The 21,831-nt window shown below is 74.2% G+C and carries 17 protein-coding genes and 1 tRNA gene; 8 read left to right on the top strand and 10 right to left on the bottom strand.

The genetic code is table 11. The features are described 5' to 3' along the window. The first annotated feature begins 67 nt into the window (after window positions 1–67). The 5 genes from ACFXGI_RS29550 (at window position 68) to ACFXGI_RS29530 (ending at window position 8,180) form a co-directional block, all read left to right on the top strand. Window positions 68–1,336 carry a hypothetical protein gene (locus ACFXGI_RS29550; RefSeq protein ID WP_384713091.1) on the top strand — a complete coding sequence of 423 codons (1,269 nt, stop codon included), beginning with the start codon at window positions 68–70 and terminating at the stop codon, window positions 1,334–1,336. Beyond that, a complete protein-coding gene (locus tag ACFXGI_RS29545) occupies window positions 1,333–4,104 on the top strand; it encodes a tetratricopeptide repeat protein (RefSeq protein WP_384713017.1) in 2,772 nt (923 codons plus the stop codon). The genes ACFXGI_RS29550 and ACFXGI_RS29545 overlap by 4 nt, the downstream gene beginning before the upstream one ends. Before the next feature lie 3 nt (window positions 4,105–4,107). Beyond that, on the top strand, window positions 4,108–5,661 hold the full coding sequence (locus ACFXGI_RS29540; protein WP_384713014.1) for a protein phosphatase 2C domain-containing protein: 1,554 nt from the start codon (window positions 4,108–4,110) through the stop codon (window positions 5,659–5,661). Window positions 5,662–5,702: 41 nt separating this feature from the next. Then, window positions 5,703–7,025 carry a VWA domain-containing protein gene (locus ACFXGI_RS29535; RefSeq protein ID WP_384713011.1) on the top strand — a complete coding sequence of 441 codons (1,323 nt, stop codon included), beginning with the start codon at window positions 5,703–5,705 and terminating at the stop codon, window positions 7,023–7,025. A gap of 63 nt (window positions 7,026–7,088) precedes the next feature. Beyond that, window positions 7,089–8,180 (top strand): FHA domain-containing protein, encoded by a 1,092-nt coding sequence (locus tag ACFXGI_RS29530; RefSeq protein WP_384713008.1) that lies wholly within the window; start codon window positions 7,089–7,091, stop codon window positions 8,178–8,180. 22 nt (window positions 8,181–8,202) lie between these two features. On the opposite strand, the gene ACFXGI_RS29525 is transcribed toward ACFXGI_RS29530, so the two are convergent. Then, window positions 8,203–9,228, bottom strand: a complete 1,026-nt coding sequence (locus ACFXGI_RS29525) for a methyltransferase domain-containing protein (protein WP_384713005.1) — start codon at window positions 9,226–9,228, stop codon at window positions 8,203–8,205. Between the two features lie 102 nt (window positions 9,229–9,330). Between ACFXGI_RS29525 and ACFXGI_RS29520 the strand changes: the two genes are divergently transcribed. After that, window positions 9,331–9,735 carry a globin gene (locus tag ACFXGI_RS29520; RefSeq protein ID WP_384713002.1) on the top strand — a complete coding sequence of 135 codons (405 nt, stop codon included), beginning with the start codon at window positions 9,331–9,333 and terminating at the stop codon, window positions 9,733–9,735. A 46-nt stretch (window positions 9,736–9,781) separates the two neighbouring features. On the opposite strand, the gene ACFXGI_RS29515 is transcribed toward ACFXGI_RS29520, so the two are convergent. The 8 genes from ACFXGI_RS29515 to ACFXGI_RS29480 all read right to left on the bottom strand — a co-directional run bounded on the left by ACFXGI_RS29515 (window position 9,782) and on the right by ACFXGI_RS29480 (window position 20,244). Continuing rightward, a complete protein-coding gene (locus tag ACFXGI_RS29515; RefSeq protein ID WP_384712999.1) occupies window positions 9,782–10,504 on the bottom strand; it encodes a hypothetical protein in 723 nt (240 codons plus the stop codon). Next, complete coding sequence (locus tag ACFXGI_RS29510; RefSeq protein ID WP_384712996.1) at window positions 10,501–10,974, bottom strand: acyl-CoA thioesterase; 474 nt, start codon at window positions 10,972–10,974, stop codon at window positions 10,501–10,503. The genes ACFXGI_RS29515 and ACFXGI_RS29510 overlap by 4 nt, the downstream gene beginning before the upstream one ends. Before the next feature lie 10 nt (window positions 10,975–10,984). Next, entirely contained in the window at window positions 10,985–12,649 is a 1,665-nt protein-coding gene (gene ettA / locus ACFXGI_RS29505; RefSeq protein WP_384712993.1) for an energy-dependent translational throttle protein EttA, read from the bottom strand. Window positions 12,650–13,131: 482 nt separating this feature from the next. Further along, entirely contained in the window at window positions 13,132–14,601 is a 1,470-nt protein-coding gene (locus tag ACFXGI_RS29500; RefSeq protein WP_384712990.1) for a bifunctional phosphatase PAP2/diacylglycerol kinase family protein, read from the bottom strand. A gap of 232 nt (window positions 14,602–14,833) precedes the next feature. Continuing rightward, a complete protein-coding gene (locus tag ACFXGI_RS29495; RefSeq protein ID WP_384712987.1) occupies window positions 14,834–16,033 on the bottom strand; it encodes a thioester domain-containing protein in 1,200 nt (399 codons plus the stop codon). Between the two features lie 197 nt (window positions 16,034–16,230). Then, the gene (locus ACFXGI_RS29490) at window positions 16,231–16,638 is read right to left on the bottom strand and encodes a single-stranded DNA-binding protein (RefSeq protein WP_351781612.1); all 408 of its coding nucleotides are present in this window, start codon (window positions 16,636–16,638) and stop codon (window positions 16,231–16,233) included. A gap of 110 nt (window positions 16,639–16,748) precedes the next feature. Next, the gene (locus ACFXGI_RS29485; protein WP_384712984.1) at window positions 16,749–18,626 is read right to left on the bottom strand and encodes a GTPase; all 1,878 of its coding nucleotides are present in this window, start codon (window positions 18,624–18,626) and stop codon (window positions 16,749–16,751) included. A gap of 4 nt (window positions 18,627–18,630) precedes the next feature. Further along, entirely contained in the window at window positions 18,631–20,244 is a 1,614-nt protein-coding gene (locus tag ACFXGI_RS29480; RefSeq protein WP_384712981.1) for an ATP-binding protein, read from the bottom strand. Window positions 20,245–20,576: 332 nt separating this feature from the next. Here ACFXGI_RS29480 and ACFXGI_RS29475 point away from each other — a divergent pair. Then, a tRNA-Arg gene (locus tag ACFXGI_RS29475) sits at window positions 20,577–20,649 on the top strand. A 117-nt stretch (window positions 20,650–20,766) separates the two neighbouring features. On the opposite strand, the gene ACFXGI_RS29470 is transcribed toward ACFXGI_RS29475, so the two are convergent. Next, complete coding sequence (locus tag ACFXGI_RS29470; protein ID WP_384712978.1) at window positions 20,767–21,000, bottom strand: hypothetical protein; 234 nt, start codon at window positions 20,998–21,000, stop codon at window positions 20,767–20,769. 32 nt (window positions 21,001–21,032) lie between these two features. Between ACFXGI_RS29470 and ACFXGI_RS29465 the strand changes: the two genes are divergently transcribed. Further along, a complete protein-coding gene (locus ACFXGI_RS29465) occupies window positions 21,033–21,812 on the top strand; it encodes a class I SAM-dependent methyltransferase (protein ID WP_384712975.1) in 780 nt (259 codons plus the stop codon). Window positions 21,813–21,831 lie beyond the last annotated feature (19 nt).

The following is a 21,831-nucleotide window of genomic DNA, read 5'->3' as shown; positions in this document are numbered from 1 at the left end:
GGTGGCAGAGTCGGAGCCCGATGTCGGGGAAGCGGAGGCGGGACTTGTGGAGGCGCAGTCGGCAGTGATGGACCGGGACGACGTCGACCGTGCCCTGGCCCGGCTCGGCGCGGAGCACGAAGCCGTCGAGACCTCCCTGCTCGCCCTCCAGGACCACGCCGGGCGCCGGCTGCTGGAAGGGGCCGGGCTGACCGGTCTCACCAAGGAGCGGTGGGCGGCGGCCGACGCCGCCATCACCCGGCTCTGGACGTACTTCGACGCCTACAGCGGGGCGCTGGGCGCCGCCCGGGAGATCCGCGAGCGGCGCCGCTGGCCCGGCCGCGACGAGCTGATCGAGCTGACCGAGCGGCTGAGCGGACCCGGGGTGCTGATCGCCGGGGCCGGGGCGGAGGGCGTGGCGCTCGCGGAGCGGCTCTCGCTCGCCGAGCTGGTGTCGCGGATGAACGAGCTGTACGCGAGCTCGCTGGACGTGGTGGTGGCCGCCGACTCGGTGTGGTCGGCGCTGCCCGCCCGCATCGACCTGCTCGCGGCCGAACTGCACCGCACGCGCTCGCTGGCCCACTCGGTGGGGGTCCGGCCGGGCGAGCACCCCTCGGGCGACGACCTGGAGGCGATCACCGCCGAGCTGACCGGGCTGCGGGAGCAGGTGATCGCGGACCCGCTGGCCTTCTGGCAGCCGGTGGCGGGCAGTTCCGCGCCCGGTGGCGGCCGTCCGGACACCGTCCGGTACGACCGGGCCGCGGTGGCGCTGGAGGACGTACGGCGGGAGATCGAGGCGGTCCTGGCCGTACGGCAGGACGCGGAGCAGCGGCTGATCAGCCTGCGGGACGTGCTCTCGCGGGCCGACCGGACCCTGGCGGAGGCGCGGACGGCGCGCGGCGAGGTGCTGGCGAAGATCGCGGCTTCGGAGGTGCCGGTGGTCAGCGGGCCGCCGACGGCGCTCCAGGAGCAGCTGGCCGCGGCGGCCGAGTACCGCCGCCAGGCCCGGTGGCACCGGCTCTCGCCGCTGCTGGAATCGCTGGAGGAGCGGGCCGAGGAGGAACTGCGCCGGGCCCGCGAATCGTTGACGGCTGTGACGGCGCCCTTGGCGGTACGGGCGGAGCTGCGCGGGCGGCTCGACGCGTACAAGGCGAAGGTGGCCCGGCACGGTATGGCGGAGGATCCGCTGCTGATCGAGCGGTACGACACGGCCCGGCGGATGCTGTGGAGCGCGCCCTGCGATCTGCGGGCCGCCGAGCAGGCCGTGCTGCGCTACCAACAGGCGGCGGCCGAGTCACTGGCACCGCCGCAGCCGCAGTACCGGCCCGACGGGCCGGGGAAGGAGGAGGACGCATGAGTCTGGTCGGAACCGCGTGCGTTCGCCCCGGCTGCCCGGGGTCGTACGAGGACATGGGCGGTGGCGAGCTGTACTGCGACACCTGCGGTCTGGCGCCGATCGGCTCCGTCGCGGCGGGTGCGGAGGAACTGGTCTCGCCGCCGACGGGGATGACGAGCGCGGCCCGGTATCCCGACTCGCAGGGATCCCACGGGGCACAAGGTTCGCACGGGTCGGCCCGGTCCGGCCGTTCGGGCTCGACGTCCGCCTCGGCCCGCTCCTCGCGGTCCTCGCGCTCCTCGTCCTCGCGCCGCTCGGTGTCGGGCCGGCTCTCGCGCTCCCTGTCGGGGGCCGGGTCCAGCCGCTCGGTGTCGGTGCGCAGTTCGGGTTCGGCGGCCGGGCCCTCGGGGCGCAGCCGGCTGGGCGCCGGGCTGGTGAACATCCCGGAGGTGCCGCGTCCGGACCCTTCGGCGGCGGTGCTGGAGAACCCGGAGGTGCCCGAGCGCAAGCGGTTCTGCTCGCGCTCGGACTGCGGGGCTCCGGTGGGCCGCTCGCGCGGGGACCGGCCGGGCCGGACCGAGGGGTTCTGCACCAAGTGCGGGCACCCGTACTCCTTCGTGCCCAAGCTGCGCGCGGGTGAGGTCGTCCACGGCCAGTACGAGGTGGCGGGCTGCCTGGCGCACGGCGGGCTCGGCTGGGTGTACCTCGCGGTGGACCGGGCCGTCTCGGACCGGTGGGTGGTGCTCAAGGGCCTGCTGGACACCGGGGACCAGGACGCGATGGCCGCGGCGATCTCGGAGCGGCGCTTCCTCGCGGAGATCGAGCACTCCAACATCGTGCGGATCTACAACTTCGTGGAGCACCTGGACCAGCGGACGGGTTCGCTGGACGGGTACATCGTCATGGAGTACGTGGGCGGCAAATCGCTGAAGGAGATAGCGAACGAGCGGCGGCGGCCGGACGGCCGGCGCGATCCGCTGCCGGTGGAGCAGGCCTGCGCGTACGGGATCGAGGCGCTGGAGGCGCTCGGACACCTGCACAGCAGAAACCTTCTGTACTGCGACTTCAAGGTGGACAACGCGATCCAGCAGCAGGACCAGCTGAAGCTGATCGACATGGGCGCGGTGCGCCGGATGGACGACGAGGAGTCGGCCATCTACGGCACGGTGGGCTACCAGGCGCCGGAGGTGGCCGAGCTCGGTCCCTCGGTCGCCTCCGACCTGTACACGGTGGCGCGGACGCTGGCCGTCCTGACCTTCGACTTCCAGGGCTACACGAACGTGTTCGTGGATTCGCTGCCGGACCCGGAGCACATCGAGGTGTTCGGGCGGTACGAGTCCTTCTACCGGCTGCTGGTCCGGGCGACCGACCCGGATCCGGATCGGCGGTTCTCGTCCGCGCAGGAGATGGCGGACCAGCTGACGGGCGTGCTGCGGGAGGTCGTCGCGCTGCAGACGGGCCGGCCGCGGCCTCAGCTCTCGACGCTCTTCGGGCCGGAGCTGCGGGTTCCGGACACCCGGCTGTTCGCCGACGTGGCCGGGGCAGAGGTGTCCCGGCTGGGGGCGCGGGCGGTTCCGGGTCCCGCGGCGGGCGGGCCCTGGCGCCGGCGCGGGCCCGGGCTGTCGGCGATCCTGCCGGCGCCGGCCTCGGCCGCGGCTTCCGCGGCGGCTTCGGGTGGGGCGGGCGCTCCACCCGGGACTCCGGGGGCGGCGGCCCTCCCGGCGCCGCTCGGGACCACGGCGACGCACCGGGTCGGCGCGGCCGCGCGACAGGCCCCGGTGCCGGCTCCCCGGCAGGCGCCGGCGGAGGGCGCCGCGGGGCCGGTGGCTGCTCCCCTGCCCGGGCCGGGCGTACGCGCCACCGAACTGGCCGCTCTGGAGGCCCGGGACATGGCGCTGGCCCTGCCGGTGCCACTGGTGGACTCGGCCGACCCCAATGCCGGGTTCCTGGCCGGACTGCTGGCCTCCGCCCCGGGCGACCTGCTGGGCGCCCTGCGCTCGGCGCCCGCCGACTCGGCCGAGCTGCGGCTGCGCGAGCTGCGGGCCCGCCTGGAGCTCGGCGAACTCGCCGCGGCCGGAGCCGCCCTGGCCGATCTGGAAGGCCGGTATCCGGACGACTGGCGGGTGGTGTGGGCCCGCGGGCTCGCCTCGCTGGCCACCGGTGACGACGAGATAGCGGCCCTGTCGTTCGACGCCATCTACGACGCCTTCCCCGGCGAGCCGGCGCCGAAGCTGGCGCTCGGCCTGTGCGCGGAGATCCTGGGGCAGTTGGACAACGCAGCCGAGTACTACCGGCTGGTCTGGATCACCGACCCGGGTTTCGTGAGCGCGGCCTTCGGGCTTGCACGCGTCCAACTGGCCGCGGGCGACCGGTCCGGGGCGGTGGGCACGCTGGAGTCCGTGCCGGAGGCATCGATCCACTACACCGCCGCACGGGTGGCGGCGGTACGGGCACGCCTGCGCGACCGGTCTCCCGAGGAGGCGCTTCTTCCGGATCTGGCGGCGGCTGCCGCGCAGGTGGAGGCCCTGGAGCGGTTCGGGCTGGACGCGGTGCGGCACGAACGGTTGTCGACCGAGGTTCTGGGCTCGGCCCTGGACTGGGTACTGTCGGGTAGCCGGGGTTCCGACCCCGGGCGGACCTCGCTGCTCGGCAGTCAACTGGACGAGCGGGGCCTGCGCTTCGGCCTGGAGCGCTCGTACCGCGTGCTCGCGCGGCTGGCGCAGCGGGGCGAGGACAGGATCGAACTGGTGGAACGGGCAAACCGTTTCCGTCCCCGGACGTGGGTGTGAGTGATGTCGATGCATCGGCCGTCTGGCTGCCCCAGCTGCGCGGAGCCCCTCGAGGAGGGTGACCGTTTCTGCGGCGTCTGCGGCTCTCCCGTGTCCGCCGCGCCCCCTCCCCCGTTCCGGGACGATCCGACCCTCCCGATCCCGACGCTCCCGGCCCCGCCGACCGGCCCGACGGGGGGCTACGCCCTGGCGGAGCCCGCGCCCGGCTGGGGCAGCGTCGCGACCGGTGCGGCGCCGACGCTGGTCGGGGACGCCGCCGGGTGGTCGGCACAGGCGGAGCCGGCCTCCGCCGAGTCGGCGGCCCGGCCCGGGCCGATCCCGGACCCGGCGCCCGCCCCTGCCCCGGCCCCGGCTCCCGTACCGGCCCCCGTACCTCCGCAGGGCTCCTCGTACGGCGCGCCCGATCCGGCGTACGGCGGCGAGATCCGCCACGACCGGCCCGGCGGCCCCGGCGGCACCCCCACCCCACCCGAGGGGACGCCCTGGCACGCGCCCGAAGCCCCGTACGGCGGCGCCGGGCCCGGGCACGAGGACCCGTACGCCTCCGGCACCCCGCAGGCGAGCGGTCCCACGGCCGGCGACGGCGGGAAGACCTGCGTGGCCTGCCGGGCCGGGCGGGTCGACACCGACGGGTACTGCGAGCACTGCGGGCACGCCCAGCCCCGCGAGCGGGACCACCTGGAGGAGGAGCTCGGCAGCGTCGCCGCCGTCAGCGACCGCGGGCTGCGCCACCACCGCAACGAGGACTCGTTCGCGGTCGCGGCCACGGCCCTGCCCGACGGATCGGCCGCCACCGTGGCCATCGTCTGCGACGGCGTCTCCTCCGCCAGCCGCCCCGACGAGGCATCGGCCGCCGCGGCCGGCGCCGCCAACGAGGCCCTGCTCGAAGCCCTCCCCCGCGGCGCCCACCCCCAGGAGGCCATGCACGACGCCATCCTGGCCGCGGCCGCCGCCGTGAACGCCCTGGCCCCGGAGGTCCCGGGCGCGCAGAACGCCCCCGCCTGCACCCTGGTCGGCGCCGTCGTCAGCGGCGATCTGCTGACCGTCGGCTGGGTGGGCGACAGCCGCGCGTACTGGGTCCCGGACGACCGGGACGCGCTGCCGCGCCGCCTCACCGAGGACGACTCCTGGGCGGCCCAGATGGTCGCGGCCGGGCTGATGGGCGAGGCCGAGGCCTACGCCGACGTCCGCGCCCACGCCATCACCGGCTGGCTCGGGGCCGACGCGTACGACCTGGAGCCGCACACCGCCAGCTTCAAGCCGGACCACGCGGGCGTGGTGGTCGTCTGCACCGACGGCCTGTGGAACTACGCAGAGTCCGCGCAGGACATGGCCCAGGTCCTGCCCGCCGACGCCGCCGCCCGCCCCCTGCACAGCGCACAGGTCCTGGTGGGGCACGCCCTCGACGGGGGCGGCCACGACAACGTCACGGTGGCCGTCGTCCCGTTCGCCGCCCCCGCCGGTCCGGGAGCGACGACGACCGCGGCAGCCGCAGTTGCGCGGGCGGGGTCGGAACCGGAAGGGCAAGTGGAACCGGAAGCACGCCCTCAGGCCTGATCCATCCGCCCGCACCCCGTCCTCTCCTAGGAGTCCAGCCGATGGCGAACTTCGCCAAGCCGAGCGCCCCGCGCTTCAGCGTGGAGGTGTACCAGAACGAGTTCCTCCCCGAGGGCGGGCGGGACGTCCACGCCATCGTCACGGTCACGTCCACGGGCGGCGCCGCCACCCGCGCGGCCGCCGCCCAGGGCTCGGCCGCCGTCGTGGTCATGGTGGACTGCTCGGGGTCCATGGAGTACCCGCCGGACAAGATGCGCGGAGCCCGCGAGGCCACCGCCGCCGCGATCGACACCCTGCGCGACGGCACCGCGTTCGCCGTCATCGCCGGTACGCACGTGGCCAAGGAGGTCTACCCGGGCCAGGGCCGCCTCGCCGTCGCCGACCCGGCCACCCGCGCCCAGGCCAAGGAGGCCCTGCGCGGCCTGGGCGCCGGCGGCGGCACCGCCATCGGCACCTGGCTGCGCCTCGCCGACGGCCTGCTGCGCGGGTCCTCCGCCGTCATCCGGCACGGCATCCTGCTCACCGACGGCCGCAACGAGCACGAGGACCCGGCCGTCCTGCGCGCCACCCTGGATGCCTGCTCGGGCCGCTTCACCTGCGACGCCCGCGGGGTGGGGACCGACTGGGAGGTCAAGGAGGTCACCGGCATCGCGAGCGCGCTCCTCGGCACGGCCGACATCGTGGCCGATCCGGCGCACCTCACCGAGGACTTCACGCTCATGATGGAGAACGTCATGGGGAAGGAGGTCGCGGACGTCGCGCTGCGCCTGTGGACCCCGGTCGGCGTGGAGATCCAGTACGTCAAGCAGGTCGCGCCCACCGTCCAGGACCTCAGCGACCGCCGCACCGAGGCGGGCCCGCGCGCCGGCGACTACCCGACCGGATCCTGGGGCGACGAGTCCCGCGAGTACCACGTGTGCGTCCGGGTCCCGGCCGCGTCCGTCGGCCAGGAGATGCTGGCCGCCCGGGCCACGCTGCTGCTGCCCGGCGCGCCGGGCGAGCCGCCGGCCACGCTCGCGCAGGGCCTCGTACGGGCGGTGTGGACGGACGATCTGGCCGCATCCACCGCCATCAACCCGCAGGTGGCCCACTACACGGGGCAGGCGGAGCTCGCGAAGGCTATCCAACAGGGGCTGGAAGCGCGCAAACTGGGCGATGTCGACGGCGCCACGGCCAAGCTCGGCCGTGCCGTTCAACTGGCCAGTGCCTCCGGAAACGCGGACACGGCCAAACTGCTCGCGAAGGTGGTGGATGTCGTCGATGCGGCGGCGGGTACTGTGCGGCTGAAGGCGAAGGTCGCGGATGCCGACGAGATGACCCTCGAAACGCGTTCGATCCAGACCGTCCGTGTGAAGAAGTCCTGAGACCATCCGAGAGACCTGAGAAGACCTGACGTGATGACGCAGGCTGAAGGGGGAAGAGCCGCCATGCCGACCTGCCCGAACGGGCACCAGTCCGCCTCCGACGACTGGTGCGAGGTCTGCGGCCACCGCATGGCTGCCGCCGCGCCCGCGGCGCCCTCCTACGGCTACGGCTACCCTCCCAGCGCCGGTGAGCCGACCGCCCAGGCCGAGCTCTGCCCGCAGTGCCGGACCCCGCGCGAGGCGATGGCCCCGTTCTGCGAGGAGTGCCGGTACAACTTCCTGACGCGCTCGGCGACCTCGTACACGCCGCTCTCGGCTCCGGGCACGGATGCGGGAGCCGCGGGCGGGAACGGCGCCGGGACCGTCCCGCCGCCTCCGCCGCCGCCGCCCGCACCGCAGGTGCCCGCCTCGGCTCCGTTCTCCCAGGACCACTTCGAGTACCAGGGCTCACGGCCGTCCCGGGTCAACCGGCCGGCCGAGCCGCTGCAGCGCGAGGACGACTGGCTGCTGCCGCCGCCGGCGCATGAGCAGCACCAGCACCAGCACCAGGCCCAGGCCCAGGCCCCACAGCAGCCCCAGGCTCCGCAGTACCCGCAGCAGCCCCCGCCGCCGCTCCGGGAGTACCAGCAGCCGGAGTACCGGCAGCCGTCGGAGTACCAGCAGCAGCCGCAGCCCCACGAGTACCAGCAGGCGCCGCAGGCCCAGCAGCAACAGCGTCAGCCCCAGCAGCCGTTCCCGCCCCAGAGCACCGGCGCCTGGAGCGCGACGATCGGCCCCGACCGCTCGTACTTCATGGCGATGATGCAGCGCAGCGGCCCCGAGGCCGCGGCGCTCAACCTGCCCGCGTACTCCCCGGAGCAGCATCTTCCGCTCTCTGGCGGCCAGATCACCATCGGCCGCCGCCGCGCCTCCACGGGCGAGTCCCCGGACATCGACCTGTCGGTGCCCCCGGAGGACCCGGGCGTCTCGCACCAGCACGCGGTACTCGTCCAGCAGCCGGACCTCAGCTGGGCCGTCGTGGACCAGAACTCCACCAACGGCACCACCGTCAACGGCGGTGAGGAACCGATCCAGCCCTACGTCCCGGTGCCCCTCACCGACGGCGACCGGGTCCACGTGGGCGCCTGGACGACGATCACGATCCGCCGCGGGTGACACACCGCGGGTGAACGACTCCTCACTCCCCCAGGGGCCATACGTACGGCCCCTGGGGGTCGTCGAGCCAGGACCACTGCCCCTCCGCGGTGACCGTCACCCCGAACCGTTCGCGGCCCGGCCGGTCCTCGCCCCGCCACAGGTCCAGGGCCTCGCGCGGATGCAGCACGCCCGCCGTCAGTACGAGCATGAACTGGAACCGCTCGTTCTCCACCAGCTCGTACGGGAGCCCGTACGGCAGTCCGGGCGCGGTCGGCGAGGCCTTGGCCCCGCGCAGCGGGACGAAGTACGCCGAGGTGTGCAGGAAGCGGCCCTCCGCGAAATCGGCGTCCCGGACCGTCAGCGCGATCAGTCCGGTCGACAGCGGGGCCAGGACGCGCGCTCCGGGTCGGCACTGGCCGAGCCAGGCGTGCGGGATCAGCGGCAGCGTGCAGGTCACCAGGATCCGGTCGAAGGGGGCCCGCGAGGGGCAGCCGCGCGCCCCGTCGCCGGTGACCACGGTCGGCCGGTGGCCGAGCAGGGCCAGGTGGGCCCGCGCGGACTCGGTGATCTCCTCGTCCAGGTCGATCGTGGTGACGTGCTCGTCGCCGAGCCGGTGGCTGAGCAGCGCGGCGTTGTAGCCGGTGCCCGTGCCGATCTCCAGCACGTCGTCCCCGTCGCGGACGTCCAGCGCCTCCAGCATCTTCGCCATCAGGGACGGCTGGCTGCTGGAGGAGAGCAGCTCGCCGTCGCGCAGCCGGGTGGCGAGCGGGGCGTCCGTGTAGACCCCGCGCAGCCAGCGGGCCCGGTGGGCCGGGTCCGGGTCCTCGCCCCACAGCCGCTCGTGGCCGGCCCCGCGGCCGGTGAAGAAGTACGGGACGAAGACGTGCCGGGGCACCGCCGCGAAGGCGGCCCGCCAGGCGGGATCCTCCAGGACGCCGGCGGCGGTCAGCTCCCTCACCTGCGCGGCGTGGGCGGCGTCCCGCAAGTCGCGCGCCTCGGCGTGCGCGGCGCGCGACGGGCGTGCGGGACGTGCGGGACGTGCGGAGTGAGCGGCGTGTGCACCCATGGCTCCACTGTCCTGCGACCGGGCCCGGGAGGCGAACGGTGGTCGGCGAACGGTGGTCCTAAGACCTCCGTCCTCCGTCCGGGCGTCTGAGACGATGGTCGGGTGAATGAGATTCCGCGGGGCACGGTTCAGGAGCAGACGTTCTACGAGCAGGTGGGCGGCGAGGAGACCTTCCGCCGGCTGGTGCGGCGCTTCTACGAAGGGGTCGCGGAGGACCCGCTGCTGCGCCCGATGTACCCGGAGGGGGACCTCGGCCCGGCCGAGGAGCGGTTCGCCCTGTTCCTGATGCAGTACTGGGGCGGCCCGAACACGTACAGCGAGAACCGCGGCCACCCGCGCCTGCGGATGCGGCACGCCCCGTTCCAGGTGGACGCGGCGGCGCACGATGCGTGGCTGGCGCACATGCGCGTGGCGGTGGACGAGCTGGCTCTGGCTCCGGAGCTGGAGGCGCAGCTGTGGCGGTACCTGACGTACGCCGCCGCCTCGATGATCAACACCGCCGGGTAGCCCGTACGGGAACCGCAAGCGGAGGGGCGGGCCGAGGCCGGATCGTCTAGACCGGCCGCACCTGGAGGGCGCCGAGGCCAACGGTGCCGCCGGGGCGGCGCATCGCGATCGAGCCGTACGGGGTGCGCAGCCGGAGCCAGCCTCCGGAGCCGAGCAGGGCCACCGGGTCGGGTGCGGTGCCGGGGGCACCGGCCCCGCTCGTCACGGCCGACAGGACCGGCCTCAGGAAGCCCAGGGACTGCGCGGCGTGCACGGCGCGCAGCGGGAGCTCGGTGTCGCCCAGCGTCCGGGACCAGATCTCGCGGCCGATGCGGTCCCGCTCGGACCGGGTCCGGTGCTGCGGGGGCAGGGCCCCGTCACGGGCCCGGAACTCGGCGACGGACGCGCTCAGGGCGCCTCGTATCGCCTCGGGGCCGGGCAGCCCGGGCAGCCGACGCCAGCCGCCGCGGGGCGGGAGCACCCCGGTCCACGGCGGGCCGGTGACCGGCGCGGGGACGGCGGCGCTCGCGGCGGCCTCGTCCACGGACTCCAGCAGCTCACCCGCGGAGACGGTCACGTCGAGCGGGCGGGTGACGGGCACGTCGAGGCGCACCGTGCGGATGGCCAGCACCTCGAAGGAGGCCGGCCGCCCGAAAACGGCGAGCGCGCCGCCGCCCGCCTGCGCCTGCAGGCGGACCGCGGCGGCGCGGTCGTAGTGCACCAGCCGGCCCAGGAAGGCGGCGAGGTCCGCCGCCTCCCCGGAATCGGCGAAGCGCAACTGCTCGGTCATGCCGCCAGGCGCCCTTCGGCGGCCTTGGCCTTCGACTTGCCGGCCGGCACGTCGAGGTACTCCTCGAGGAAGTGCCTCTCCTCGGCCGTGATGCGGCGGGGCCGCTCCTCGGCGAGGTTGTACGGCACGACCACCGTCTCGGCACGCACGTACACCGTCTCGGGTGCGTCCTCGGTGGCCTCGTCCTTGACCTCGTAGCGGATGGTCAGGGACGCCGCGCCTATCCGGGTCACCCAGGACTCGATGAGGACGGGCTCGTGACGGTGGACGAGGGGCAGCTTGTAGTCGATCTCGTGGCGGGCCACGACGGAGCCGCCCGTGAAGGACTCGCTGCCCTCACCCGGCGCGAGGCGGAACATGAAGTCGATCCGCGCCTCCTCCAGATAGCGGAGGAAGACGACGTTGTTGACGTGCCCGAAGGCATCCATGTCCGCCCAGCGCAGGGGGCACCGGTAGTGGTGTCTGGCCATGGTTCCGGCCTCAGCCTCGCGTGAGCTTCTTGTAGGTGGCACGGTGCGGACGGGCCGCGTCCGGGCCGAGACGCTCGATCTTGTTCTTCTCGTAGGATTCGAAGTTGCCCTCGAACCAGTACCACTTGGACTCGCCTTCGTAGGCGAGGATGTGGGTGGCGACACGGTCGAGGAACCAGCGGTCGTGGGAGATGACCACGGCCGCGCCCGGGAACTCGAGGAGCGCGTTCTCGAGCGAGGACAGGGTCTCGACGTCGAGGTCGTTGGTGGGCTCGTCGAGGAGGAGCAGGTTGCCGCCCTCCTTGAGGGTCAGCGCCAGGTTGAGGCGGTTGCGCTCACCGCCGGACAGGACGCCGGCCGGCTTCTGCTGGTCGGGGCCCTTGAAGCCGAAGGCGCTGACGTAGGCGCGCGACGGCATCTCGACCTGGCCGACGTTGATGTAGTCCAGCTCGTCCGAGACGACGGCCCACAGGGTCTTCTTGGGGTCGATGTTGGCGCGGGACTGGTCGACGTAGCTGATCTTGACGGTCTCGCCGACCTTGATGGCGCCGGAGTCCGGCGTCTCGAGGCCCTGGATCATCTTGAACAGCGTGGTCTTGCCGGCGCCGTTGGGGCCGATGATGCCCACGATGCCGTTGCGCGGCAGGGTGAAGGACAGGTCGTCGATGAGGACCTTGTCGCCGAACGCCTTGGAGAGGTTGTTGACCTCGACCACGATCGAGCCCAGACGCGGGCCCGGCGGGATCTGGATCTCCTCGAAGTCCAGCTTGCGCATCTTGTCCGCTTCGGCCGCCATCTCCTCGTAGCGGGCGAGACGGGCCTTGGACTTGGTCTGACGGCCCTTGGCGTTGGAGCGGACCCACTCCAGCTCTTCCTTGAGCCGCTTCTGCCGCTTCTCGTCCTTGCGGCCCTCGACCTTGAGGCGCGTCTGCTTCTTCTCCAGGTAGGTGGAGTAGTTGCCTTCGTAGGCGATGGCGCGGCCGCGGTCGAGCTCGAGGATCCACTCGGCGACGTTGTTCAGGAAGTACCGGTCGTGGGTGACGGCGATGACGCAGCCCTTGTACTGCGAGAGGTGCTGCTCCAGCCAGTTCACCGACTCGGCGTCGAGGTGGTTGGTGGGCTCGTCGAGGAGGAGCAGGTCCGGGGCCTCGATCAGCAGCTTGCACAGCGCGACGCGGCGCTTCTCGCCACCGGAGAGGGTGGTGACCGGCCAGTCGCCGGGCGGGCAGCCCAGCGCGTCCATGGCCTGCTCCAGCTGGGCGTCCAGGTCCCACGCGTTGGCGTGGTCCAGGTCCTCCTGCAGCTTGCCCATCTCGTCCATGAGGGCGTCGGTGTACTCGACGCCCATCAGCTCGGCGACCTCGTTGAAGCGCTTGAGCTTCTTCATCGTGTCGGCCGCGCCGTCCTGGACGTTCTCCAGGACCGTCTTCGACTCGTCGAGCTGGGGCTCCTGCATGAGGATGCCGACGGTGAAGCCGGGCGACAGGAACGCGTCGCCGTTGGACGGCTGCTCCAGGCCCGCCATGATCTTCAGAACGGTGGACTTACCGGCGCCGTTCGGGCCGACCACACCGATCTTCGCGCCGGGCAGGAAGTTCAAGGAGACGTCATCAAGAATCACCTTGTCGCCGTGCGCCTTGCGCGTCTTGCGCATGGTGTAGATGAACTCAGCCAAGAGAAACCGTCCGGCAGATCGATGGGTGGGCAGATACACCCCATCTTGCCAGTCGTCCACCCCTGCGGGCGAATGGGTAGGTCAGCCCCCGCACCTCCCGTGCCGTGCCCGGCGGGACCCCGTGACGCCCCGGTCACCTTCGGCCACGAGGCGGGCCGAGGGTGCCACGGGGACGGCGGAGAGGCCGGCCGAGGGGTCGGCGGAGGGGTCGGCGGAGGGCCGGGCGGAGGGGATCGGCGCAGCAGCTCAGCGCGGGGCGGAAGGTGCCCGGGGCCCGGTTCTCGACGATCGGCGTGAGGATGTCGAGGAGGGCCGGGCCCCGGCCGCGGTGCGTCTGCGCCAGGGGGTGTCCGGTGCGTCGGGTGGCGGTGCTCCGCCACCCCCTCCGGGCGGCGGGCGCTCTCCGGGCGGCCGGGCGACTGCGGGACGGCTCGCGTTCGCGCCGTTCGGCCACGAGCCGCCCTCCGGACCACGGCGGACCGTCAGCGGGGGCGGTAGACCGTCAGGGCGTCCGGGAGGGTGTCCAGGACGAGGGCGGGCGGGGCGGGGGTGTACTCGCCGTCGTACGCGAGCGGGGTGTCCGGCGGGATGTCGCCGATGCGCAGGCTCCGCAGCCGGGTGGCCGTGTGGACGGGGGAACGGCTCAGCGGGCCCGTGAGCGCGGCCGCGAGCAGGCGCGGGCCGGGACGGCCGCCGCCGTGGACGGCACGCACGTCGAGCAGGCCCTCGCCGAGGCTGTCACGCCGGCGGGGGGTCGCTCCGGTGCCGTGATAGGTGCCGTTGCCGGCGAAGAGCAGCCAGACGCTCCGGGGCCGCCCTGCCAGCCGGAGCCGTACGGGGTGCTCCGCGCGCAGGACCTTGCACGCGGCCAGCAGCGCGGCCGGGCCGCCGCCGATCCGCGGCGCCCAGCGCAGGCGGTGCCGCAGCAGCTCGGGATAGGCGCCGATGCTGAAGTTGTTCAGGAAGTACCCGGAGCCGCCGTCCTCGGCGCCCGGGCCGGGGGTGAAACGGCCCACGCTGACCCGGACCGCACGGCCGGCGGCGACGGCGCGGCAGGTCTCCTCGGCGCCGCCCAGGCCGAGGTCGAGGGCGAAGTGGTTGAGCGTGCCGCCGGGGAACACCGCCAGCGGCACCCCGGCCCGCAGCGCGGCGGTGGCGGCCGCGTTGACCGTGCCATCGCCGCCGCACACCCCGAGGACCGTGGACCGGGCGGCGGCCGCCGCCAGCTCCGCGGGCAGCTCCGGACCCTCGCACTCGACCACCTCGGCCCGGGGCAGCCGGGCGCGCAGTACGTCGATCCCCGCGGCGGCGGCCGTGCCGGACCCGTTGTTGACCACGACGGTGAGCCCGGCCCCGTCCGGCAGCGCGGGCGCCTCGGCGGCCGTCCGCTCGTCGCCCGGTACGATCCGCGCCTCCTCGACGGCGCGGGCGAGGCGGCGTACGACGAGACCCGCGGCCACGCCCAGCGCCGCCCCGGCGGCCACGTCGGACGGGTAGTGGACCCCCGTGTACACGCGGGAGAACGCCACCGACACCGCCACCGGGGCCAGTACGGCGCCCCAGCCCGGCGCCCCCAGTGCGAGCCCTGTGGTGAACGCGAACGCGGACGCCGAGTGCCCGGACGGGAACGAGGTGGTCGTCGGCTGCGTCACGAGCCGCCGCGCCTCGGGCACGCCTTCCAGCAGCGGCCGGGGCCGGCGTACGGACCACTTGCCGACGGTGTTGACGGTCGCCGAGGCCAGCGCCAGCGAGGCGGCTCCGCACAGCGCGGCCTTGCGGGCCCCGGTCGAGCCGAGTACCGCGATCGCCGCGGCGGCCCCGCCCCACAGCACCCCGTGGTTGGCGGCCCGCCCCAGCCCCGGCAGCACCCGGTCGCCCGCCGGCCAGTGCCGACGGGCCACCCCGTCGAACAGCGCCCGGTCCCACCGCGCGGCGGCGCCTCTCCACGTCAACTCTTGATCGCCCATTGCCCACGCCTACCCGCACGCCCGCCTTGAAACCGCCACCCCACCCGACGACTGCCGAAGCCGCACTCGTACGGACCAAGCCGGAACCCTGCCCAGACCCGGCCGCCCGTCTGTCCGGCCGCCTGCCCGCCTGCCCGCCTGCCCGCCGCGGAGCGACCTCACGGCCGACGCGCCGTTCCCCCGGGCTCCGTCCCCGGGGGGGGGACACGGACGCTGCTTACGCCAGGTCCTCCTCGTCCAGCGGGCGCTTGCGGAGGAGGAGGACCACCAGGCCGCCCAGGACCACCAGGCCCACCGCCAGCGAGGCGATGACCGGGGTCGCGGCCGAGCTGCCGCTGGTGGCCAGGCGCTCCTCGTCCGGGCTGGACTCCGACGACGCGGCGGCCGCGGCGGCTGCTGCTGCCGCCGCCGCGGCCTGCGTCACCGCCGGCCCGTCCCCCGTGGTTCCCGCCTCCGCGACGACCACCGGCTGCGGCCAGACCGCACTCGCCGCGGCCGCCATGGCGGACTCGCTCGAGCCGGCCACGACCTGGGTCTGGCTCGGCGTCTCGCCGGTGAAGACCCGCCCGACCGGCACCTTCGTGGAGCCCTGGACGGTGACCGACGCCGAGCCGTCCGGGGTGCCCGCGGGCACCTCGAAGTACAGCCGGCTCCCGTTCCCCGCGGTGGTGACCGGCCGCCCCTCGGCGTCGACCACCCGGACCCCCATCGCCGCGGCTGCCGCGTCCGGGGTGACCGTCACGCTCTGCGCCCCCGTCCGCACGGTGACCGGCCCGAGCCGGGTGCCCACCGGCCCCGACACTCTCCCGGGGTCCAGCCCCAGCGAGGCCGGCGGCTCCGGCAGCTTGCCCGCCGACCGCTGGAGGTAGTCGGCCAGCTTCTCCGCCGCCGGGTCGGCGGCCTCCACCTGCGCCCCGTCCGCCAGCCGCCAGATCGCGACCTGTGTTCCGGCCGCCGCGCTCTCCGCGGTCAGGGCCCCAGCCCCGGCCGCCTTCGCCAGTCCGGCGAGATCGTTCAGCTGCGGATAGGAGTGCTCCAGGATCCAGCGGATCCGGCCCGCCTCCCCGTTCCCGGCGAGCAGGCTGCCGCTCCAGCCGCTCTCCGTGTACCGGGCCTGTGGCTGGGCGTTGCCCGCCACGCCGACCCCGTAGGTCTGGAGCATCCCGCCACCGTCGACCCGCATCTCGTACAGCCCGGCCGGAATCTGTCGGACCGACCCGTCCTTGCCGCGCAGGACGGCCTGCCCGTACGTCTTCAGCCCGTCCAGCACGGCGCTCGCGCCTTCAGGTGTCCGGGGCGCGGGAGACCCGGAGTCGGCGGCCGCCTGGGCGGCCGGTGCCGTGGCCAGGGCGGCGGCGAGCAGCGCCGCCGCCAACGGCCGCCGTGCGCAGGCCCGTACCGGCGCCACCCCCACCACGCCGACCACGGACGCGGCGGGCGCAAGCGCAGCGGCCGGTGGTGCGGAAGTGACGGACGGAGTAACGCAGGGAGTAAGCGAAGAAGGAGCGGAATCAGGAGCGGAGGATGCGGGAACGGCAATCGACACAGTCTTCCCCTTCGGGCCAATGACCCAGGTGCCCGTGAGTACCGGGGAATCCTAACCGCCTCGAACACTCAGACCACCGCCGCCTTCTGAGTGGCCATCAGCGGCGGGTCCGCCTTGACGACCCGGCGGAACGCCGCCGTCCCCCGGTTCAGGTCGTGTCCGATGGCCGTCGCGTCGATGTCCGCCGAGAACCACCGGTTGCCCTCGCCGTCGGGCGGATCGTCGCGCACCCGCAGCCGCCCGTGCACCACCAGCGGCTCTCCGACCGCGACGGAACCGGCCAGGTTCACCGCGAGCGCGCGCCGCGCCCACACCGTGTAGAAGCTGGTGGGCCCGTCCGCCCACGCTTCCTTGCGCCGGTCGAAGTACCGCGGCGTCACGGCGAACCGGAACCGCGCCGACGGCCCGGTCGCCGTCTCCTTGTAGTCGATCTGCGTGGCCACACAGCCGACCAGCGTCACCAGGGTGTCGTTCATCCCGGCGGCCCTCCCCCATGTCCGTACCTGCATCGGTACCCGCACGGACCATCCGCACGAGGTACGAACCATGCTGGCGCGACCCCCCGGATCCCGCTCCGGCCTGTGGACTACTCGCGGGTTGTGGACAACTTCGTCCCCCCTGCGGCCACCGTCGCGTACTGCTCGCGCACCTCCCGGTAGCGCAGCAGCTCCGCCGCCACCGGCTCCAGCACCCGGGCCCGCCCGCAGCCGGCCGCCGCCTGCCGCAGCCGCCGCTCCGCGTCCTGCCCGTACCGCCGCGCCGGGCCCCGGGCCGCGATCGAGCAGGCCCACTCCACCAGCGGGCCGCCGACGATGCCCGCCACCATCAGCAGCACCGGCGGCATCAGGCGCGGTTCCAGGACCCCGACGATCTGGCCGACCAGCCACAGTCCGCCGTAGATCTGCAGCAGTGTCATCGCCGCCTGCGCCAGCACCGCCGCGGGCCACCACGTCGGCCGCGGGGGCTTCGCGCTGGGCACCGTGACCGCCGACCCGAGCGTCACCGCGATCTCGTCCAGCGCCTCCGGGAGCTGGTCGGCGCCGCGCACCGCGGTCTCCCGTACCGCCTGCGCCCAGGCGTCGGGGAGCCCGTCGGCCGCCGCGTCGGCGACCGTGCGTACGGCCTGCTCCACCCGCTGGCGCGCGGTCACCTCCTCCTCGGCCGGCGCCTCCGCGCCCACCGGACCACGGCCGCTGCCGATCACCGCCAGGGCCGCCAGTCCGGCCAACCCGCGCGGGGTGCGCCGGCTCTCGTACCACCGCCACAGCCTCAGCCACGGCGTGCCGCACGCCTTCCCGGCGTTGCGCCGCCAGGCCCGCTCGGCGGCGAGCCCGGCCGCATACGCCCCGACCGCCTCCGCGAGCCGGTCCTCGAACTCGGCGCGCGCCGCCTCCCCGATCTCCGGCGACGGATGGCCGTCGGCCACGTACAGCGGGCGCAGGCGCCCGGCGGCCCGGTCCACATCGGCGGAGATCCGGCGGGTCGCGGCGCCCTTCTCCTGGGTGAACTGTGCGAGGAGGTCGCGCAGTTCCCCGACGCCCTCACCGGTCAGCGCGGACAGTCCGAGGACGGTGGCGCCGGGCTCGTCGTGCTCGCCGAGGGCGATGCCGTCGTCGTCGAGCAGCCGCCGCAGGTCGTCCAATACGAGGTCGGCCGACTCGCCGGGCAGCCGGTCCACCTGGTTCAGCACGACGAACGTCACCTCGGCGTGCCCGGCCAGTGGCCGCAGGTACCGCTCGTGCAGCACGGCGTCGGCGTACTTCTCCGGATCGACCACCCACACCACCGCGTCGACCAGGGCGAGCACCCGGTCCACGTGGTCGCGGTGGGCGCCGACGGCGGAGTCCAGGTCCGGCAGGTCCACCAGGACCATGCCGCGCAGCGCGCCGGCCTCGGAGGTCTCGCGCGGCCGACGGCGCAGCCGGCCCGGGATCTCCAGGCGGTCGAGCAGCCCCGCGGCGCCGTCGGACCAGCTGCACGCGATGGGCGCGGCGGTCGTCGGCCTGCGCAGCCCGGTCTCCGAGATCTGCACTCCGGCGAGTGAATTGAAGAGCGTGGACTTGCCGCTTCCGGTGGCTCCGGCGATCGCGACGACGGTGTGCTGCGTCGACAGCCCGCGCCGCGCGGCCGCCTCGTCGAGCACCCGGCCCGCCTCGGCGAGGGTCTTGCCGTCGAGCCGGGTCCGCGAGAGCCCGACCAGCTCGCGCAGTGCTTCGAGGCGGGTACGCAGGGCCTGTCCCTCGGAGCTGAGCGGCTGCGAGGGCGCCTTGCCCCCGTCGTTTCCGGCACCGGAGACGGCGCGGACGAGCGCGTCGTCGCTCCCGTCGCCTCCGTCGTCCCCGTCCCCGTGTTCGCTGCCGTCCTCGACGTCGCCACCGACGCCTGCGCGGCGCGAACGTGCGATGAACCCGTCGTCCCAACGCTCATCGGTGCGGTCGCGGTCGCGGTCGGTCAGAGCGGTCACCGCGTCACCTCTCCTTCTGCAGTAGGGACAGCGCGGCGATCAGCTCGGCCTGCGGTTCCGGCGTCACTTCGAGCGCCTCCAGCGGGGCCAGCCGGCGGTCCCGTTCGGCGCGCAGCACCTGTTCCAGGTGTTCGGCGACCAGTTCGCCGCCGCGGTCGCGCAGTCGTACGGCGGCCTGTACGCCGATCCGCTCCGCGAGCTTCTCCCCGGCGGGCCGGGCCCGTTTGCCGCCGAGGAGGGCCGCGACGAGGAGGGCGGCGATCCCGTCGGGGTCGGGCGCGGGCTGCTTGTCGAGCCGGGCGACCTCCTCCTCGGCGAGATCCTCCAGTACGCGCCGCCAGCGCCGTACGGCCATGCCGATACGTTCCGCCGCCTCCCGGTCGGGCGCGGGCAGCTGCACCGCCCCGGCGGCCGGCTCGCGCCGCCAGGCCTGTGCGATGCGCTCGTCGGCGGCGGCCACGGCGCACTGGAGCAGCGCCGCGAGCGACTCGGCGAGCGAGTCGAGCAGTTCGTCGGTGCTCGTGTCGAGGGGATAGCCGCGCCACCGCGTCAGCGCGTCGCCGGCCAGTACCGCGCCCTGGTCGAGGCGGCTCCGCACCCGCTTGCCCTCCCTCTTGTACGCGTCCTCGACGGCCGAGGTCAGCCGTACGGCGGCGGCGTGCTGGGCGGCGACGGCGGATGCCAGCTCCGGCATCCGCCGCCCGAGCGAGTCCAGCGCGCCGAGCGCGGTCCGTCCGACGGCGTACTGGCGTGCGGCGGGGTCCTGCGCGTGGTGGGCGAGCCACGCGAACAGGGGGGCGACGGCGCTGGCGGGCAGCAGCCCGCCCCCGCCGGCCGATTCGGGCAGCTCGGGCACCGTGAAGCGCGGTACGTCGCCCAGCCCGGCCCGGGTGAGCAGGGCCCCGTACTGGCGCGAGACCTCGGCGAGCACCTGGTGCGGGACCCGGTCGAGGACGATACCCAGGGTGGCCTTGTACTGCTTGGCGGTGCGCAGCAGGTGCCAGGGGACGGCGTCGGCGTACCGCGAGGCGGTGGTGACCATGACCCAGACGTCGGCGGCGCAGACGAGCTGCGCGGCGAGTGTCCGGTTCTCGACCACGAGGGAGTCGATGTCGGGGGCGTCGAGGATGGCGAGCCCGCGCGGGAGGCCCGCGACGGTCTCGATGCGCAGTTCGCGGGTGGCGGCGGTGTTCCCCGACCCGCGGGGAAAGCCGCGGTGGGGTCCGGGGAGGGGGTCGTCCTCGCCGGGCGGAGCCCAGACCCGCATCAGGTCGGGGAGCACCCGCATGCCGGCGAACCAGTGATGGTCATCCGGATGGCAGACGAGTACGGGGATGCGGGTGGTGGGCCGCAGGACGCCGGCCTCACTCACCTGGCGTCCCACGAGGGAGTTGACGAGAGTGGACTTACCGGCCCCGGTGGACCCGCCGACGACGGCGAGCATCGGCGCCTCGGGCGCCTTCAGCCGGGGTACGAGGTAGTCGTCGAGCTGCGCGAGCAGCTCGGCTCTGGTCTGGCGGGCGCGCGGGGCGCCGGGCAGGGGCAGCGGCAGACGCACGGACGCGACCCGGTCGCGCAGGGCGGACAGGGCATCGAGCAGCTGAGGCCGAACATCCAAGGTCACCACATGCGAAGAATGCCCAATTTGGGACCATTTTTGAAGCTTATACGCCCTCTGCGCGCCGATCGCGAGTCCAGTGGGACTTTTCAGGCACACCGGACGAGTGGGACTCAGGCATAACGAGTGCACAACACCAGGCCCGCCGCGGCGCAAAAGCGGTGCGAGAATCGCACCTGCCTGCGATTATCGGGACCGCTTCACCGAACCTCCACATCGTGGCACGCGGGTGAAGCAACCGGGACAAGGCGGCCGGAGCCCTATCCTTGACCCGGTCCGGACGAGAGTCCCACCCCCACCCCGGGGCTCCAGGCCACCACGGCCACCTTCCGGCCCCCGTAGCTCAGTGGATAGAGCAGGTGCCTTCTAAGCACTTGGCCGCAGGTTCGAGTCCTGCCGGGGGCACTCTTCACGCCTCACCCGAGCCCTCCCCACCGGGGAGGGCTTTTCGCGTGGGCCGAGCCTGCGGCGACGCGCCGGGGAAAGCCGTCCCACCCCGTCGGCCGCGGGTGACCGCTGCGGTCAACTCGCGCTCATGCCGCGGTCCGGCCAGTCGGGGGACCGGGTGCCCAGGACGTTGATCTTGCGGGACGCCTTCAGGGCGAGGTAATCCGGCCGGCCGTCGTCCACTGCGGAGGTGCGGGAGGCCTTGTCCACGGTCAGGGTGCGGGCCATGTCTTCCGGCTCGGGGCCGAAGGCGTAGCGGACCGTATCCGCGTCCTCGGAGATCTTTCGGAAGTACACGAGTCCGGCCATGCGTCCAGTCTGCCCTGGTGCGGGGGTGGGGGATGCGGGAGGGTGGAGGGGTGGCGGACGGATCTGATGAGCGGGCGCGGTCGTTCGGGTCGGCGGCCGGGCGGTACGGGGAGTACCGGCCCTCGTATCCCGACGCGCTGGCGGATGCCCTGGAGGAGCTCTCCGGGGTGGCGCTGGCCGGGGCCCGGGTCGCCGACGTGGGCGCCGGGACCGGGATCGCCACCGGGCTGCTGCACGCCCGGGGGGCGCTGGTCGTCGGTGTCGAGCCCGGGGCGGGGATGGCCGCGGAATTCCGGCGGCGCCACCCGCACGTGCCGCTCGTACGGGGAGACGGGGATCGGCTGCCCTTCGCACCAGGGGCACTTGATCTCCTCGCGTACGCGCAGTCCTGGCACTGGACCGATCCGGCCCGGTCCGGGCCGGAGGCCCTGCGGGTGCTGCGGCCCGGCGGGGCGCTGGCCATCTGGTCGAACGACCCCGACGTGGGCGTCGGGTGGATCGCCGACCAGCAGGAGCGGATCGAGGAGCGATTCGGCCCCGGCTGGCACATCAACGAACATCCGCTCTCGCAGGCCGGATTGGAGTTCACCACCCGGTTGCTGCGCTGGTCCCGCCGGATCCCCGTCGATGTCCACCTCGCCAAGTTGGCGACCCACTCCCTCTTCCTGATCGGACGGGCCGGGACCGACCAGTTCCTCGACGGGGAGAGGGAGCGGCTGCGCGAGCTGTTCCCCGGGGGGATCCTCGACGAGCACTACGTCGTCGACCTGCGGGTCGCGCGGGCGGGTCGGCCGAAGCCGCCCCGGACGTAGTCCGACGTGCGGGGGTCCG

It is taken from the genome of Streptomyces sp. NPDC059355 (assembly GCF_042752335.1).
Classification (GTDB): Bacteria; Actinomycetota; Actinomycetes; order Streptomycetales; family Streptomycetaceae; genus Streptomyces.
This window is presented reverse-complemented; position numbering and strand designations above follow the sequence as displayed.